Origin of the sequence: Hyphomicrobium sp. DMF-1 (assembly GCF_027886585.1) — a bacterium.
Classification (GTDB): domain Bacteria; phylum Pseudomonadota; class Alphaproteobacteria; order Rhizobiales; family Hyphomicrobiaceae; genus Hyphomicrobium_C; species Hyphomicrobium_C zavarzinii.
Genome location: NZ_CP115706.1, coordinates 3003326 through 3020357, shown reverse-complemented (window position 1 = coordinate 3020357; position 17032 = coordinate 3003326). Strand labels below are relative to the sequence as shown.

The window sequence follows — 17032 nt, the reverse complement described above, 5'->3', positions numbered from 1 at the left end:
CAGGAATCAGCGAGGCCCTCCGTGTCGGCACGCATTTTCAAGCCAGCCAAAACCGCCATGCAGTCGGGCTTTGCCCGCACGAAAGAGTGGGTGCTGGAGCACGAATCCAATGTTCCCCGTCAGATCGATCCGCTGATGGGCTGGACCGGCTCTGCCGATACGCGCACCCAGGTCCGGCTCGAGTTCGACACCAAGGAAGAGGCGATCGCTTACGCCGAGCGCAACGGCATCCCCTATCGTCTGGACGAGCCGAAGCCGCGCGCCCTCATCCGCAAGGCTTACGCTGACAACTTCAAGTTTGGCCGCATCGGCGCCTGGACGCACTGAGCCGCCCGGCACCGCGCCCTAACAACAGAACCGCGCCGGTCTCTGCGAAACCGGCGCGATTTTTTTGCCTTCGCCCGAAGGACGTCAGGTGACCTTTTCACCCATGGGCAGGCTGCGCAGCCGCTTGCCCGTCGCCGCGAAGATAGCGTTCGCAAGCGCGGGCGCGAACGGCGGCACGCCAGGCTCACCGATGCCGCCCGTGTGCCATGAGGCGCTCTTGGGCTCGATGATGATCGTGTTCACCTTCTTCGGGTAGTTGTGCATCGTCGCGACGTTGAAGTCCGAATAGTTGGACTGCTCCACCGCGCCATCCTTGAAGGTGATACCGCTGTAGACGGCATTCGACATGCCCATCACCGCGGCCCCTTCGATCTGCGAGCGGATGCGCTCCGGATTGACGTAGAAGCCGCAGTCGACGGCCGTCGTCACTTCCGGAACGCGGATCGTGCCGTCGTCGTCGATGACGACGTGCACCACGCTCGCCACGTAGCTCGCAAACGCACGGTGCGCGGCGATGCCGAGCCCCTGCCGCTCCGGCAGCGTCTTGCCCCAGCCGGCCTTCTCCGCCGCGACGCGGATGACGTTCTTGAGCCGCTCCGTATCGATCGGGAACGACTCGTAGGGCTCGCCGTAGTTCCAGAAGTCGTCCGGGAAGCCGGACGCCTTGAGGTCGATCTTGCGGTCCGGCCCGATCATTTCGAGCAGGAAGTCCTTGGGATCGCGCCCGAGCTTATGGGCTACCTCGCACACGGCCGACTGCACAGCGAACGCGCGCTGGATGTTGGACACCGAGCGATACCAGCCGATGCGCGTGTGCGCCTTGGCAGGCCCGTTCTCGCAACGGAAATTTGGCACGTCGAACGGAACGTCGACGAAGCCCATGCCGTACTCGATCGGGAACTGGTAGCCGCTGTCGGGCGCGAACGTCGAAAGGATGGACGGCGACACGGTCCGGTGCCGCCAGCCGGTCACCTTGCCCTTGTCGTCGATCGCCATCTCGATCCGCTCGACCGATGTGGTGTGGTAGAACGAGTGGCGCGTATCGTCCTCCCGGCTCCACTGCAGCAGCACGGGCTCGCCGAGCTTCTGCGAGAGCAGCGCGGCCTCGATCATGAAGTCCCACTTCGACTTGCGGCCGAAGCCGCCGCCCAGCAGCGTGACGTGCACCGTCACGTTCTCGAGCGGCAGCTTGAGCGCTTCCGCAATGTCCTTGCGTGCGCCGTAGGGGCTTTGAACGGGCGCCCATATCTCCGCTTTGCCGTCGGCAACACGCGCCACGGCTACCAATGGTTCCATCGGTGCCTGCACGAGATGCTGGCCGTGGTAGTCGGCGGTGAACACCTGCTTGGCCGCGGCGAATGCGGCGTCCACGTCGCCTTCGTTGCGGATCACCTTGCCGGGCTTCGCCGCGGTCGCTTCCATCTCCTTGCTGTAGGCTGCGGAATTGTAGCTGGCGTTCTCGCCGTTGTTCCACTCGATCTGGAGCGCGTCGCGGCCGAGAAGCGCCGCATAGGTCGACTTCGCCACCACGGCGATGCCGCCGAGCTGATGGAACTTGCGGGGCACGTCGTAGAAGCCCTCGATCTCCACGACCTTCTCCACGCCGGGCGTCTTCAGCGTCTCGGAGGCATCGTATTTCACGATCTTCGCGCCGAGCACGTCCGGGCGCGCCATCACGGCGAACTTCATGCCCGGCAGGCGCACGTCCGCGCCGTAGATCGCCTTGCCCGTGGTGATATTGCGCAGGTCCGCGATCTTCGTCTCGCCCTTCCGCATCAGGGTGAACTCGTCGGGCGTCTTGAACAGCAGATCCTCGACCTTGGGCGTCGGCAAGGCCATGGCCGCTTCCGCGAGATCGCCGAAGCCGATCGTCTCACCCGTCTCCTTGCCGGAGGCGTCGAGCCGGATCACCTTGTGTGCCTTCGCCCGGCAGAGCTTGGCGTCGATGCCCCACTTGGCCGCCGCTGCGGCTTCCAGCATCTGCCGCATGGCTGCGCCGCACTGGCGCATCGGCTGGATGAAGTGGCGCATGCTGCGCGAGCCGTCGGTGTCCTGGTTGCCGTACTTCGGCTCGTCGCCGGGCGCCTGCACCAGCGAGACGCGCGACCAGTCGGCCTCCATCTCGTCAGCCACCACCATCGGCAGGCTCGTGCGGATGCCCGTGCCCATCTCCGAGCGATGGGTGACGATCTTCACGTCGCCGCTCTTGTCGATGGCGATGAAGACATGCGGATCGTTGACCGTCTTGTCGGACATGCCCTCGGCGCCGGTCGGGTAAGGCGTCATCGGTTCGCGCGCATAGGCCGGCAGGATCTTGACCGCGAGCACGAGGCCGGACGCCACCAGCGCGCCGCCGAGGATCGTGCGCCGGCTCACATTCTCGATGATGGCGCTCTGCCCCACGGGCTGGCTCGATGTCTTCGTATGCTCTTCGATGTAATGCAGCATGGGTCACACTCCTCCGGCTGCAAGGCGCACGGCCGCGTGGATGCGCTGGTAGCATCCGCACCGGCAGATGTTGCCGCCCATCTCCTCGACGATCTCGTCGTCCGAGGGCGCATTGTTCTTGGCGAGCAGCGAGGCGGCCTGCATGATCTGCCCCGCCTGGCAGAAGCCGCACTGCGGCACGCTGAGTTCCCGCCATGCCTTCTGCACGGCATGCTCGCCGTCGGCGCTGAGGCCCTCGATCGTCGTGATGGATTTTCCGTCTGCCATCTCGATGGTCGTCATGCACGAGCGCACGGCCACGCCGTCGAGATGAATGGTGCAGGCGCCGCATACCCCCGCGCCGCATCCGTACTTTGTTCCCGTCAGCCCCGCCTCATCCCTCAAATACCAGAGCAGCGGCGTGCCCGGATCGCTGTCCACGGTGCGGCTTTCGCCATTCACGGTGATGGTCGCCATGATTGTCGTCTCCCGATTTTCCGGCGGCTGGAAGCCGCCAACTGCGTCGTGATGGTGTGTTCAGGTCTCCCGTCGCGGGACTCTTCCGAAGTCCCTAAGGTTGCGGAGCAAGTAACGTCATCGGCCAGACGTAAGCCTGTCCCATGACCAAAAGTCCGACCAGCGTCGCAAGCGCCACCGAATGGAAGAACACGAAGCGCAGGATCGAGCCTTCGTGCCCGTACCAGCGCGTGGCCGTTGAGGCGACGACGATGGATTGCGCATCGATCATCTTGCCCATGACGCCGCCGGAGCTGTTGGCCGCCGCCATGAGGACTGGATTGATGCCGAGTTGCTCCGCGGTAACCCGCTGCAAGCCGCCAAAAAGCACGTTGGAAGCGGTGTCGGAGCCGGTCAGCGCCACGCCGAGCCAACCGATGAGGGTGCCGAACAACGGATAGAGCCACCCGGTGTTGGCCAAAGCGAGGCCGAGCGTGGCGTCGGTGCCAGAGTAGCGCGTCACGAAGCCGATCGCCAGCATGCAGGCGATGGTGAGGAGCGAGTAGCGCACGAGATGGATCGTCCGCCCGTACATACGCAGAAGCCCGCCGGGGCTGTAACCGAGAAAGAGACCCGAGACGATGGCAGCCAGCAGGATTCCACTGCCCGTCGCCGACATGAGATTGAGCGTGTAGACGGCGCTTTCCACGTGCGGGGCCGCGACCACCGGCGGCATCTTCTGCACGAGTTCGTTGAGTCCCGTGACCGGGATCTTCGCCACCCATAGGCCGTCGAGCGCCGCGCGCACCTGCGGTGTGCCCCACAGGAACACGAACACGCTGAGCACGATCCATGGCGTCCACGCCCTGCGGATGGCCGGATTGCTCAGAGGACGAATGTCTTCGGGCTCCGTGAACGACGGACTTTCGGACGGTGTGCGCGGCATCGCGCGCATCGGCTCGGACGGTTGCCAGACGCGCAGGAACGCCGCGAGCGCGACCATCGACACGAGGGCCGCCACGATGTCCACCAGCCAGGGGCCATGAAAATTCGAGACGAGATACTGCGGCACGGCGAACGAAACCCCAGCCACCAGGATCGGCGGCCAGATCTCGAAGGTCTTGCGAAAGCCGACGAAGGCCCACACCAGCCAGAACGGCACGATCACGGAGAAGAACGGCAACTGCCGTCCCACCATGCCGGAAAGCTCGTGGAGATCGAGCCCCGTCACCGCCGCGAGCGCGATTACCGGCGTGCCGAGCGCGCCGAATGCGACGGGCGCCGTATTGGCGATCAGGGAAAGGCCCGAGGCGGCGAGGGGAGAGAAGCCGAGGCCGATCAGCATCGCCGCCGTGACCGCGACCGGCGTGCCGAAGCCCGCAGCACCCTCGAAAAATGCGCCGAGACTGAAGGCGATGAACAGGAGCTGCAGCCGCCGGTCGTCGCTGATGGCGCTGATCGAGCGTTGCAGGATCGCAAACTCGCCCTTCTCGCTCGTGAGCTGATAGAGAAAGATGACGTTGAGGATGATCCATCCGATGGGAAGCAGCCCGAAAGCGGCGCCGTAGGCCGCGGCGAGCCCCGCCATATGCGCGGGCATCCCATAGGCCAGCACCGCGACGGCAAGAGCCGCGGCAAGGCCCAGCATGGCTGCGATGTGAGCGCGGACCTCGAAAAGACCGATCGCACCCAGCAGCACGACGACGGGAATGGCCGCTACGGCAGTCGAGAGGACCACGCTGCCGAATGGGTCATAAACCTGCGACCACATCAGTTCGCCACCCATCCACGCTTCCAGTTGGATGCCAATATATCACGCATCTACGACGTATCGAGCATACGAAGCGGGCTGCACCGCGTTCGGACATGCTCCGTGTCCGGCAACGAAAAACGCTTGAGGCTGACGAAGTTGCGCGAAGGGCGCGCCGTGGGCACCGTCTTATGTATAATGTGGCCCATCGGCCACGACGCCTCACAGGCGAGACTTGCACGGCGGGCAATGTCGCTTTGAATAGGCATCGCGGGAATGCCGGTATACGACCGCTGCGCGGCAGCGTCTTGCGCCACCACCTGACGAAAGGACATTTATGACGACAACGGAACTTGAAGCTCCATCGGAAACGAGCCGCGCCAAGCGCCTCAAGGCGCGGACGCACGCCGCGCACGAGCGGCTCGACAGCCGCGTCATGGCGGCAGACCCCTTCGGCTCGAAGGAACGATATGCGCAGTTTGCCGTCGTGCAGCACGCGTTCCACCGCGATATCGACGCGCTCTACGATAACGCGGTGCTCGATCGTCTGTTGCCGGATCTCGCCGGCCGCCGTCGGTTGCCCCAGATCGCGGAGGACCTCAACGATCTCGGCACTGCGCTGCCGAGCTACGACGCCGCGCCCGCTTTCAAGGCCGGAATGATCGCCGATGTTCCCACCGCCCTCGGCTGGCTCTATGTGGCCGAAGGCTCCAACCTCGGCGCCGCATTCCTGTTGAAGGAGGCGATCAAGCTCGGCCTTGGCGAAACCTTCGGTGCGCGCCATCTCGCGGGCGCTCCGGAAGGCCGTGGCCTGCATTGGCGCACGTTCACGGCGGCGCTCGATGCCGTCTCACTGACCGATGCGGAAGAAAGCCGCGTCGTCGCCGGTGCCGAAGCCGCATTCGCACGCGTTCAGGCCCTGGTCGAGGCCCACCTCCCGGTTGTGGCCGGCAAGCCTCAGGCTCCTTCCGCGTAAGGAGCGCGAGTGAAAACGCCAGCCAGCGAGGGCCGGACACACGACCGTTAGCCAGCCAGCGCACTCCCCCCCCGAAAGGCGGGCTCGATCGCGGCGCACACCGCGTGCGCCCCTCCCAAACGGCTCTGACACCCCCGGAATCGGCGGCAGGAGCGTTTTTGCGTTTAGGGCTGGTCGAAATCTAGCTCGAACTGATCTTTCGGCGTCGGCATCGTATTCGGATAGCTCTTGCCGTTGCCCACTCCGCTCACTCTGTCTTTGATCCTGTAGCTTCGAGTGAAGACTCTTCATCGAACGCGATTGTAGCTAGAGGTTTTCTACCCAGGGAATCGTAAAGGGCGCGCAAGGCCCTAATGCCAGTGAGATTTACCAACTTAAGATTTCCGTCCATAGAGGCGATCGCCATGGATGTTGCGGATCCCACGCTTGGAGCGCCTTCGGCAAAACGCTTCGCTTCATAGACGGCATAAAGCGCGGTATTAAACGGCATCATATCAGAATAGCCCCTATTCAACAGCGAAGCCTGGGCTAGGTACGCGCCCTCTCCGATGCACGCGAATTCTTCTTTTATCTTAGCGCCGTCGCGCACATGAGTTTTTATTAGTATCGGGAACCGATCTGACTCAAACCCAGCTACAATGAATTCTACGTCAGGTGACGCCATGTCGATCTCAGTAATTGCCATCCTGAATGCGTCGTCTGGAAGGGACTGCTTGCCCGTTTTGAGAAACTCGTCGTAACCCATTGCGAACTTGCTTTGGACGATCTGCTCTACACGCTGCCGCTTCACTCGATGGAGCGCGCTAGAGACCGTTGGGATGATATTTGTCTCGTCAATACGTCCGGCAGTTTTGAAGGCGGCACGCGTCGCGCTCAGCAGGGCCGCTATGTCTGTGTCAGTGCCAGCTGTCAGCGCGTGCCAAGGCGTAGTAGTCCCAGTGTAGATGAGACGATTCTTCAGCATCGTCTCTGCGCTTCCTAGGGAGCTGCTAACCTTCATGTCGGAGCAGAGGATGATCCGTGGCTCGCCGTTTTGATAGCAGATAGTGGCAATACAGACAGTCATTTTGCTAACTCTGGCGGACTTGCACTCGAAAAGTGAGAGATCGGCAAGACCGGAGGCGATCCGCGTGTCACCGCCCGGTCGCCAAATTTGTTACTGCCGGAATTGCGGACCGGTCCAGATTTTGTCCGGGAGTGCGCGGATTCCGCTGTGGGCAGCGCACCACCCACCGCGCGGGCCGTGGCCGTCGTAGGCGCGTGCCAGCCCCTCGGCGATGAGGGCCTGCGCCAAATCCGCGTCGTGGGCCATCAGGGACGCGATCCTGCGCCCGTAGCGGTCCCGGCCGCGGTTGTGTGGGTGTAACTCGTCGCCGCCGGCCGCCAGCAGCGCTCCCAGGCGCTCCGCGGCGCGCTGGCGGAGGGCGCGCTCCTCCGGGCAGTGCGCCTGACGGATCTCGGGCGCGTCGAATCCTGCCAGCCGCCAGCGCCAGTAGCCGTAGTCGACCGTGTCGCCGTCGACCACCCGCAGCGGCTGCCACAGCGCGACAGCGGTCGGCAGCGCGATCGCGACGAGCATCGCGAGCGTGGTCGACGGACGAGGGGTGCGGGGTGAGGGCGGCATGGCCGGAGAACGGAGGCGCGGGCGCTGATCCGGCGGAGGCGGTGGGAAACATTTCGCCGGAATCCCCAATAACAGGGTGGCAGACCCCCACTTCCCACTCGACCCTAACTCATTGAAAATACATAATTTTGGCGATCCCAGCAGGATTCGAACCTGCGACCCCCTGCTTAGAAGGCAGGTGCTCTATCCGACTGAGCTATGGGATCGTGTTGTAATCACGAAGATTTTCATGGGACCGGTCACACGGCCTCGGCTCCGTGCCGTCGCCAGCCGATGCACCACTGACTTATCCAGTGCCGGCGGTCCTGGCAAGCGACACCGGTGGCATCAGGCCTGGCGGCACCCGATCTCTCCCGGCACGGCGCCGCTTTGCGGGGTGAGCCGCTTGCGGGCGCACTGCTCGACGAGGAGATCGCGCAGCGAGCTCTCCCGCTCCTTCCACTCGGGCTTCCCGGCAAGGTTCTCTAGCTCCATCGGGTCCGCCGAGACGTTGTACATCTCGTACTCGCTCGGCAGAGGCACCGTCTTGACCTTCTCCTCGTAGATGCGCCGGGACTTGCCTTCCTCGTCGCCCTCCCGGCCTTTGAGCTTGTTGACCACGTCCCGCACGCCCTCCGTTCCGGGGGTGCCGGGCGCGCTCCAGTAGCGGGGGTGATCGAAATAGCGCGAGTATTTCCAGATCTCGCCGCCGATGTCCGCGATCACGGTCTCGACGTGGTTCGGCTGCGTCACGGAATCGTAGGAGAGGCCGATGAAGTTCTTCTGGTCGAGCCCGCGGCTCGGATCGTCGTCCGACATGAAGTAGATGGGCTCGGCGAGCTTCTCTGGCCCCACCTCGCCGCGCAGCAGCGGAGAGAGGTCGCGCCCGACGAGCGGCAGCGCGTCGGTGAAGCCGGGCGAGATCGCTTCCAGCGCGGCCTTGGGGTCGACGCCCGCGAGCCCCAGGAGCGTAGGGGCGATGTCGATGTGGCTGGTCGGCATCGGGATTGTGCGAGGCGCGGCCTCTTTCCCCGGCATCACCACCACGAGCGGCACGCGCAGCGCCTCCTCGTAGGCCATGTACCACTTCTGGAACAGGCCGCCGTGAGCGCCGAGAAGATCACCGTGATCGGAGGTGAATACGATGATGGTGTTATCGAGGAACCGCGTCGTCTCGAGCGCCGCCAGCACTTCGCCCAGGTGACGGTCCACGTCCGCGTGCAGGCGATAGTAGAGACGGTAGTATTCGCGCGTGGCGGCGCTCGCCTGCATGAACTGGCTGTAGGCGTCGCGGTAGGATTTCTGGCACGAGGGTTTGTCGTCGAGCTTCTCGAGGCGCGTGCGGGCGAACAGAGCGCGGTCGAACACCTCCTCAGGAACCGTCTCCGGCACGCTGAAATCGTACTGCTCCTGGAACTTTGCGGCGAGGCGCGTGAAGAAGCCCCAGAGCGCGATGTCGTGCGGGTTGGTGAACGACGCCATCAGGAACCAGGGGCTCTCGTCCTTGGAGGCATCGAGCTCCTTCAGCGTGCGCACCACCTGAGCGGCGATGGCGGGATCGCGGCCCTGGTTGCCCGGAGCCGCGGACGAGCCTGAGCGCAACGGATCTGAGCCGTGCGGCTCGGGGCCGACCCAGCCCGAGAACCCGAACGGGTCCAGCGTGTCGGCCTTGAGGTAGACCTCCTCCTTGGCGGGATCGGCGACGCCCTTGGCGTCGTAGCTGGTGATCACCTGCTCGGTGCCCGGCACCTTGAGATCGGCCTCGGTGGCGTGCCACTTGCCTTTCCAGAACGTCCGGTATCCGGCGTGCCGCAGGTAATGCCCGAGCGTCGGCACAGAGCCGGGCAACAGCCAGTGCATGTCGGGGTCGTTGGCTGCCTTGGCCGCCCCGTCGGTATTCGCGACGCCGTGCAGCGAAGGATAGTGACCCGTGTAGAGAGAGGTGCGGCTCGGCACGCAGGCGACGGAGGCCACATAGTGGCGTTCGAACGAGACGCCTTGCTGGGCCAGCCTGCCCTGAGCGGGAAGATATGACGCACGAAATTGCTTGAGTGCGGCACTCTCGTAAACGGTCGGATACCGCTGCTCGTCGACGAGCAGGAAGAGAATGTTCGGCTTCCGGGCCCCTCCCTGAGCCGCAGGCGCCGCCGTCTCTGCTTCCGCCGCTTTGAGGCCAGCCGCGCTCGCCGCGCCGGCAAGGCCGAGTTTCAAGGCGTTCCTTCGTGTCACCTCCCCGCCAGACGCCATTCCTTCCCCCCTTTTCGTCTCTAGGGGAACAAGTATTGCGGGGCCTCCCCGCGAGCGCAATAGGTATCCCCGCGTAGTGGTCAGGGCCTCGGCGCGGCGGGCGAAGGGGCGTGGTCGGCATGATCGGCGTGACCGCCCGCGCAGCGCTCGAATTCGAGCTCGACCGTCGCGTGATCGAAGCCGTATTCCGCGCGCAGGTGCTCCTTGATCGCGGCCGAGATCGTCTCGGGCGCGCTGGTGTCGCTCACGCGGGCGTGCAGCGTGATTATGGGCCTCTCCTGGCTGATCGACCATACATGAACGTGATGCACGTCATGGACCGAGGGGATCGCGGCCTTGAGGCTGTCACCGATCTGTCGCGGATCGAGCCCGCTCGGGGTGCCTTCGAGCAGGATGTGCGCGCTGTCGCGGACGATCCGCCAGGCGGAGCCGAGAATGAGCACGGCAACGAGAACGGAGAGGATCGGGTCGATCGGCGTCCAGCCGGTGACGAGAATGATCAACGCCGCCACGAGCGCCGCGACCGACCCTAGGAGATCGCCGATCACGTGCAGCACCGCAGCGCGGACGTTGAGGTTGTCATGATCGCCGCCCTGAAGCAGCCAGAAGGCAAGCACGTTGACGAGAAGTCCTGCGAGCGCGATGGCGAGCATGACGCCGCCGATGACAGGCTGCGGATCGCGGATGCGGTGCACGGCCTCGATCACGATCCACCCCGCGATGGCGAACAGCAGGAGTCCGTTGGCAAATGCAACCAGAACGCCGAAGCGGTCATACCCGTAGGATCGCTTCCAGTCGGCCGGCCTGCGCGCCAGCCGGAAGCCGAGCCAGGCGAGCGCGAGACCGGCGGAGTCGGTCAGCATGTGGCCGGCATCCGCGATGAGTGCGAGCGAGCCCGAGATCAGGCCGCCCGCGAACTCGGCCAGCATGAACACGCCAGTGAGCAGCGCCGCGAGCCCCACGCGCCGCTCGCTCACCCCCGCGCCCACGTGCGCATGGCTGTGAGCAGGGCTGTGGTCATGGTCGTGCCGGTGGTCCTGGTCATGACCGCCGCCGCGGGAATGCGGATGTGAGTGCGTGTGCATCTGGGCAAAACCCCGTTGCGCGCCGAATGTTCAGACGACCGCCAGACGCAATAGGGACCAGACGATCCGCTCAGCCGCCGAAGTCGTAGGCCGCCAGCGCGGCCAGGTTCACGATATCGGAATCCTTCGCGCCGAGCGTGGAGATTTGCACGCTCTTCTCGAGGCCCACCAGCAGCGGTCCGATGATGGTCGCTCCACCAAGCTCCTTCAGCATCTTGATGGAGATCGAGGCGGCATGCACCGTCGGCATCACCAGCACGTTCGCAGGCCCCGTCAGGCGGCAGAACGGATAGAGGCTGAGCAGATCCTGCGAGAGCGCCACGTCCGCGGCCATGTCGCCGTCGAACTCGAAGTTCACATCCCGCTCGGCGAGGATGCGCACGGCTTCGCGCACCTGTTCGGAACGCTCGCTCGGCGGCTGGCCGAAGGTCGAGTAGCTGAGGAGGGCGACGCGCGGATCGATGCCGAACTTGCGCGCGGCATTTGCGGCTTCGGTTGCGATGTCCGCAAGCTGCTCGGCCGTGGGCACGTCGTTGACATTGGTGTCCGCCACCAGCACGCCCCGGCCGCGGCATAGTGCGAGGTTCACGCCGATCACGTGCCGGTTCGGCTTGGGGTCGATGACCCTCAGCACGTCCTGGAACACGCTGGTCCAGTTGCGGGTGACGCCCGCCACCATGCCGTCGGCATGTCCGCTGGCGACGAGCAGCGCCGCGAAGACGTTGCGCTCGTTGGTGACGAGGCGCACGCAGTCGCGCTTGAGAAAGCCGCGGCGCTGAAGGCGCGCATAGAGCGCATCGGCAAACTCGTCCTTGAACGGCGAGTTCCTGAGATCGATGATCTCGAACTCGTTGCGCAACTTTATGCCGAGCTCGCGGAAGCGCTCCCGCATCACATCCTCGCGCCCCACCAGCACGGGAACGCCGAGACCTTGCGAATAGAAGCTGTTGGCGGCGCGAATCGCGGCCGGATCCTCGCCTTCGGCGAACACGATGCGCTTGGGAGCAGCCCGCACCTGCTCGAACACCGATTGCAGCCAGCTCGACACCGGATCAAGCCGCCCCTTGAGGCGGGAGATATAGGCGTCCATGTCGACGATGGGGCGGCGCGCGACGCCGGAATCCATCGCCGCCTGCGCAACCGCGGGCGACACGTGGCTGATGAGGCGCGGATCGAACGGCGCAGGAATGATGTACTCCGGCCCGAACGTCGGGCGGCGGCCGAGAAACGCCGCCATCACCACGTCCGGGACGTCCTCGCGCGCGAGGGCCGCGAGTGCGCGTGCGGCCGCGATTTTCATGTCGTCGTTGATGGTGCGCGCCTGCACGTCCAGCGCGCCGCGGAAGATGAAGGGGAAGCCGAGGACGTTGTTGACCTGGTTCGGATAGTCAGACCGTCCCGTCGCCACGATGGCGTCGTCGCGCACGGCCTGCACTTCCTCGGGCGTGATCTCGGGATCGGGATTGGCCATGGCGAAGATGATCGGCTTCGCGGCCATCGAGACCACCATGTCCTGCGTTACGGCACCCTTTGCGGAGAGCCCGAAGAAGGCATCGGCGCCTGCAAGCGCTTCCGCCAGCGTCCGTGCCTTTGTCTTCGACGCATACGCCGACTTCCACTGGTTCATGCCGTCCTTGCGGCCCTGGTAGATGACGCCCTTGGTGTCGCAGAGAATGACGTTTTTCTTCGGCATGCCGAGCGCGCAGAGAAGCTCGATGCAGGCGATGCCCGCCGCACCCGCGCCGTTCACCACCAGCGTGAAGTTCTCGATGTCGCGTCCCGTGAGTTCGAGCGCGTTGATGAGACCCGCAGCCGCGATGATGGCGGTTCCATGTTGATCGTCATGGAACACGGGAATGTCGAGCAGCTCCTTGAGACGCTCCTCGATGATGAAGCAGTCCGGCGCCTTGATGTCCTCGAGGTTGATGCCTCCGAAGCTCGGTCCGAGGTAGCGCACCGAGTTGATGAAGGCCTCGACGTCCTCGGTGTCCACCAGAAGGTCGAGCGCGTCGATGTCGGCGAAGCGCTTGAACAGCGCGCCCTTGCCCTCCATCACCGGCTTGGACGCGAGCGCGCCGAGATTGCCGAGACCGAGGATCGCCGTGCCGTTGGAGACGACCGCAACCAGGTTGCCCTTGTTGGTGTAGTCGTAGGCGAGCGAGGGGTTCTCGGCGATGGCCTCCACCGGAACCGCGACGCCCGGCGAATAGGCCAGCGCCAGATCCCGCTGGGTGACGAGCGGCTTCGTCGGCGTGATTTCGAGCTTGCCGGGCTTGCCTTGAGCGTGGAACTGCAACGCTTCTTGGGCGGTGATGCGCGTGCGCTGGGATTTGTTGGCCATGAATATCGAGCGAATGGACAAAGGACGAGGCCGGGGCGAAGCGAGGCCTGGCGGACGGGCAGCGTGCTTCCGGAAGAAGGAATGATCCGGGTTTCCGGAACAGAAGCACGACAGATCTTGGTGCGAGGGCTTGATCGGCCGGGATGCAAGCGTGCGGCCTACATCGGAAACGACGGTCAGGCACTCGAAGGAAGCTCAGAGCAACAGATTGTCGTTACTCTGATCCGGTGTCCCGAATAAGAAGGACGCGATAGGGGGCTTCTCTTCCGGGAACGAACAGCGGGCGTCTAGCCTACGGTCGCGAGGGGGAGGGGACAACCGGTCATTCCTGCGACTTTTGGACGAGACAAACGCGCCCAATGCAGGCCGGGCGCCCAAAGCCTGTTGCGCTTACTGAACGATCTCCACGGAAAACGTCCGCTGTGTGACGTCCCCGCCAAGCTCGGCCTGGATGGAGAACGTGTCGGCGCCGGTCTCGCCCTCCCGGGCGGTGTAGTAGATGCCGGTGCCGAGCACCCGCTGACCGATGCAGGTCCCGGAGGCGCTCGTATTGATCGTCGTTTCCTGACCGGGCTCGAAGGTGACCGTGCCTTTGCTCGGCGCCGCCGTGATGGCGATGGCGGGCGCGGGCAGGCTCTCGCACTTGGCCCCGAAGCCCGCCATGACGAACACGCGCGCGCGCCGGCCCGCAACGACGGGACTACGCCTCACGCCGTCGCCTCCCGCCGCGTCCGGTGCCGGAGGCGGCGCGGTGTTGGAGGGGCCGGACGAGCATCCGGCCATGAGCAGAAGCGCGAGGACGAGCCCTGCGGCGGCAAACACGGGTCTGGTGGTCAAATGAAGGGGCCCTTCAAGCTCGTCGGTCGAATGCCAGTCTGGCACGCCGCGCCGCGTCAGGCACGCATCCCATCGGCCATCCTGTGGAGAAGTCGCCTGGCCAACGAAAAAGAAAACGCGCCGGGCTTTTCAGCATCCGGCGCGTCGGTGGCGGACTGATGGCGGGGGAGAGGCCGGTCAGTGCGTCAGATAGAGCTGGTTGATCTTGAGCGCGATGTCGCGGAAGGCCTGCTGCAACTCGCTGCCCGTGTTCGGCGTGTACGCCTTGGACGGGTCCGTGGCGCAATGGTCGAGCGTCTGGATCGCGGTCGCGTTGCCGCCGAGAGCAAAACCCACCGTGTAGACGGTGATGCCTTTCGCTTTCATGGCGGTGCAGACAGCGCGAGCTTGTGTCGCGGAATCTCCGTTGGCCGCGCTGCCGGCTCCGGTCGAGCTCGTCTGAACACCCTTGGCGTCGTACTGAAGATTGTACTCGCCGTCCGTCATCAGGATCGCGATCTTGCGCGTGTCGCTGCCATAGGCGGCGGCGGCGCTCGATGCGGACCACAGCGAGTTCCAGTTCGGTGACAGCGTATACCAGGTCCACGCCGTGCCGATTTGGCCCGCCGTCGTATTCGACAGCACGAGGTTGGCGATCTTGTTCGTCAGCGTCGTCTTATTGTTCGTGAGCGGAACCAGTTCGTCGGCGGCGGGCAGGCCGCAAATGCCGTAGTTGCCGCCTGCCCTGTTGAAAAGGGTCATGACGTAGTTGCCGCTACCGGGCGCCACGTCGGTATACTTGTTGGCACCCGTGCGCTCGACCACGCACTCCGTCGGGTAGTAGGAGATCGATGAAGTTCCGTTTCGCGTCGAGTAGGGGTAGGTCACAGAGGATGCCGGGGTGCCGCGGGCCTTGGTGTTGGCGCTCGAGGGGAGGCGCACGCCTTCCGCGAACGGCACGATCGCGACGCGCACCGGATTTGCGTTGGCGCTGTCCGAGATCACGATGTTGACGAGGTCGGTGGCCGCGGTCTTCAGATCTCTGATCTTGGTGCCGCCCATCGAGCCCGTGACGTCGAGCATCATCGAGATCTCGACGGGCGTGTTCTCCTTGCCGCCGGCCTTCAGCAGGGCCTTCGAGTACTGGCTTTCGGAGACGTCGAGCAGCGCGAGCCTCGGAATGTTCGCAAAGCCCAGGAACGCGGTCTTGATGTAGGCGTTTCCGGTCGCGGCAAAGGCGGTGTTGTTGTCGACGGCGTCGAAGGCAATCGTATCGTCGATCACTTCGGGGCGGTTCTTGGTGTTCTCCTGGTAATACTTGAGCGCGGCCTCGCGGGCGCCGGTGACGTCTTTGTCGTTGAGCTGGAGAATGCGTCCACCCGCCAGCACGGCCGCGTCCATGGCGGCGATGGTCTGCTGACGCGCCGCTTGCCAGCGGCCAAAATCGACGCCCGCGCCCACGAACAGGCAGAACGCGACCAGCGACAACGCGAAAATGATGGCGATGCTACCGTTCTGGTCGCCCGCGAACTCCTGCGCGCGGTTCGCGATCCTGGACGAGGCACGGTTGCGGCGGCGCCGGTCGTCGGCGGTGGGGTTGCCGAGCAACGAGGCCATTTGAGACGCGATGAACGCAAACATGGAGCGGTCTCCGGAATGAGGTCCGCTAACGTTCATCCGGCAACGTCTTAGAACTCGTAAATTCCGCAGTCCTCTGGTCCTCGGCAGGATGTAATCCTCCCGATGTGGTGAATCGCCAGGAAACGCTTTGCCTGCAATTTGAGCGATCGCCGTCGGGGGAAGACGCCGGGCAGCGGGATCCAGGACGGCGCGTGGCCTCGTCCGGACGACAATTCCGTTAACATTCGCGTTATTGTCGATAATGCCGGCGCCAAATCGGCTTCGATGAGAAAAAAGCGGGCAGTGCCCGACAACTGTGCCGTGCGCTGGCGAGCCCCGTGGTCTATAGTCTAAGCCCAGCGGCTCCCAGTTAGGTCATGATCGATAAGCTTGAACTGCTCCTGGCCCTCGCACGTGAACGTCACTTCGGCCGAGCGGCAGACGCGTCTGGGGTCACCCAGCCAACACTCTCTTCGGCACTGAAAAGCCTTGAAGATCAATTCGGTGTGTTGATCGTCGAGCGTGGCTCGCGGTTTCGATGCTTCACCCCGGAGGGGGAGCGTGTTCTCGATTGGGCGCGCCGGATCGTGGGCGACGCCCGCGCCATGCGCCAGGAGATCGATGCCCTCAAGAAGGGCTTGTCGGGCCATCTCAGGCTTGCGGTCATCCCCACGTCCCTGCCGTTTCTGGCCGAGCTGACGGTGCCCATGCGCCGCCGGTACCCCGACGTCAATCTCACCATCCTCTCCATGACCTCGGATTCGATCCTGACCCGGCTCGAAAATCTGGAGGTGGACATCGGGATTTCCTACGTTGACGCGGAGCCCCCGCCGCGCTTCGAGACCATCCAGTTCTACGATGAGCACTACGTGCTGCTGGTTGCGCCTGAAAGTCCGCTGGCCAAGCGCGAGCAGGTGACTTGGGCAGAGGCCGGGCAGCTTCCGCTGTGCCTGCTCACCCCGGACATGCAGAACCGCCGCCTGATCGATCATCATCTGGCGGAGGCGGGCGTGCATCAGAAGCCGACGCTTGAGAGCAACTCGATGCTCATCCTCTATGCCCACGTGATGTCGGGGGAATGGGCCAGCATCTTGCCGTCGCGGCTCGCCGAAACGCTCGATCGACCGAGTCGTTTGCGGTCGATCTCCCTGGTCAATCCGACTGTTACGCACAAGATCGGGCTGATCGTCACCAAGCGCGAACCCCACTCGCCTGTGGTCGCGGCCTTCATTGCGCTAGCAAAGCGCATAGGAAACCTAACGAAAGCAACAACTTCCCGCAAAGAAACTTGACGATTAGGGGAAAGAATCCGCGTCACCCGATAGAAACAATCTATCGTGGCACGAAACACGTCTATTGATCTTTGGGGTCGCTAACCTGATCT

At 64.3% G+C, this 17032-nt stretch carries 13 protein-coding genes and 1 tRNA gene; 3 read left to right on the top strand and 11 right to left on the bottom strand.

Going from position 1 to position 17032, the window contains the following annotated elements; genetic code table 11:
- The first annotated feature begins 21 nt into the window (after window positions 1-21).
- The gene (locus tag PE058_RS13870) at window positions 22-327 is read left to right on the top strand and encodes an ETC complex I subunit (protein ID WP_020086334.1); all 306 of its coding nucleotides are present in this window, start codon (window positions 22-24) and stop codon (window positions 325-327) included.
- Window positions 328-411: 84 nt separating this feature from the next.
- On the opposite strand, the gene PE058_RS13865 is transcribed toward PE058_RS13870, so the two are convergent.
- The 3 genes from PE058_RS13865 to PE058_RS13855 form a co-directional block, all read right to left on the bottom strand.
- Entirely contained in the window at window positions 412-2775 is a 2364-nt protein-coding gene (locus PE058_RS13865) for a xanthine dehydrogenase family protein molybdopterin-binding subunit (protein ID WP_271028661.1), read from the bottom strand.
- 3 nt (window positions 2776-2778) lie between these two features.
- On the bottom strand, window positions 2779-3231 hold the full coding sequence (locus PE058_RS13860) for a (2Fe-2S)-binding protein (RefSeq protein WP_020086336.1): 453 nt from the start codon (window positions 3229-3231) through the stop codon (window positions 2779-2781).
- 94 nt (window positions 3232-3325) lie between these two features.
- Complete coding sequence (locus tag PE058_RS13855) at window positions 3326-4984, bottom strand: L-lactate permease (RefSeq protein WP_271030618.1); 1659 nt, start codon at window positions 4982-4984, stop codon at window positions 3326-3328.
- A 313-nt stretch (window positions 4985-5297) separates the two neighbouring features.
- Between PE058_RS13855 and PE058_RS13850 the strand changes: the two genes are divergently transcribed.
- Window positions 5298-5936 (top strand): biliverdin-producing heme oxygenase, encoded by a 639-nt coding sequence (locus PE058_RS13850; protein ID WP_271028660.1) that lies wholly within the window; start codon window positions 5298-5300, stop codon window positions 5934-5936.
- Between the two features lie 247 nt (window positions 5937-6183).
- On the opposite strand, the gene PE058_RS13845 is transcribed toward PE058_RS13850, so the two are convergent.
- The 8 genes from PE058_RS13845 to PE058_RS13810 form a co-directional block, all read right to left on the bottom strand.
- Window positions 6184-7002 carry a hypothetical protein gene (locus PE058_RS13845; RefSeq protein ID WP_271028659.1) on the bottom strand — a complete coding sequence of 273 codons (819 nt, stop codon included), beginning with the start codon at window positions 7000-7002 and terminating at the stop codon, window positions 6184-6186.
- Between the two features lie 90 nt (window positions 7003-7092).
- Window positions 7093-7515, bottom strand: coding sequence for a thermonuclease family protein (locus PE058_RS13840; protein ID WP_271028658.1), 423 nt, complete (start codon window positions 7513-7515; stop codon window positions 7093-7095).
- A 174-nt stretch (window positions 7516-7689) separates the two neighbouring features.
- Window positions 7690-7766 (bottom strand) — tRNA-Arg (locus PE058_RS13835).
- Window positions 7767-7887: 121 nt separating this feature from the next.
- Window positions 7888-9750, bottom strand: a complete 1863-nt coding sequence (locus tag PE058_RS13830) for a sulfatase-like hydrolase/transferase (protein WP_271028657.1) — start codon at window positions 9748-9750, stop codon at window positions 7888-7890.
- Between the two features lie 116 nt (window positions 9751-9866).
- Window positions 9867-10871 (bottom strand): cation diffusion facilitator family transporter, encoded by a 1005-nt coding sequence (locus PE058_RS13825; RefSeq protein ID WP_271028656.1) that lies wholly within the window; start codon window positions 10869-10871, stop codon window positions 9867-9869.
- A 70-nt stretch (window positions 10872-10941) separates the two neighbouring features.
- The gene (locus PE058_RS13820; protein ID WP_020086341.1) at window positions 10942-13212 is read right to left on the bottom strand and encodes an NADP-dependent malic enzyme; all 2271 of its coding nucleotides are present in this window, start codon (window positions 13210-13212) and stop codon (window positions 10942-10944) included.
- A 390-nt stretch (window positions 13213-13602) separates the two neighbouring features.
- Window positions 13603-14049 (bottom strand): hypothetical protein, encoded by a 447-nt coding sequence (locus tag PE058_RS13815; protein ID WP_156827399.1) that lies wholly within the window; start codon window positions 14047-14049, stop codon window positions 13603-13605.
- Window positions 14050-14226: 177 nt separating this feature from the next.
- Window positions 14227-15669, bottom strand: a complete 1443-nt coding sequence (locus tag PE058_RS13810) for a TadE/TadG family type IV pilus assembly protein (protein WP_271028655.1) — start codon at window positions 15667-15669, stop codon at window positions 14227-14229.
- A gap of 356 nt (window positions 15670-16025) precedes the next feature.
- On the opposite strand from PE058_RS13810, the gene PE058_RS13805 reads away from it, so the two are divergent.
- Window positions 16026-16940, top strand: a complete 915-nt coding sequence (locus PE058_RS13805; protein ID WP_051113817.1) for a LysR family transcriptional regulator — start codon at window positions 16026-16028, stop codon at window positions 16938-16940.
- The last annotated feature ends 92 nt before the right edge of the window (window positions 16941-17032 follow it).

Coding starts and splice junctions, on each gene's coding strand:
- PE058_RS13865 (WP_271028661.1), bottom strand. CDS start 2,775: ATGCTGCATTACATCGAAGAGCATACGAAGACATCGAGCCAGCCCGTG.
- PE058_RS13860 (WP_020086336.1), bottom strand. CDS start 3,231: ATGGCGACCATCACCGTGAATGGCGAAAGCCGCACCGTGGACAGCGAT.
- PE058_RS13850 (WP_271028660.1), top strand. CDS start 5,298: ATGACGACAACGGAACTTGAAGCTCCATCGGAAACGAGCCGCGCCAAG.
- PE058_RS13845 (WP_271028659.1), bottom strand. CDS start 7,002: ATGACTGTCTGTATTGCCACTATCTGCTATCAAAACGGCGAGCCACGG.
- PE058_RS13840 (WP_271028658.1), bottom strand. CDS start 7,515: ATGCTCGTCGCGATCGCGCTGCCGACCGCTGTCGCGCTGTGGCAGCCG.
- PE058_RS13825 (WP_271028656.1), bottom strand. CDS start 10,871: ATGCACACGCACTCACATCCGCATTCCCGCGGCGGCGGTCATGACCAG.
- PE058_RS13820 (WP_020086341.1), bottom strand. CDS start 13,212: ATGGCCAACAAATCCCAGCGCACGCGCATCACCGCCCAAGAAGCGTTG.
- PE058_RS13810 (WP_271028655.1), bottom strand. CDS start 15,669: ATGTTTGCGTTCATCGCGTCTCAAATGGCCTCGTTGCTCGGCAACCCC.
- PE058_RS13805 (WP_051113817.1), top strand. CDS start 16,026: ATGATCGATAAGCTTGAACTGCTCCTGGCCCTCGCACGTGAACGTCAC.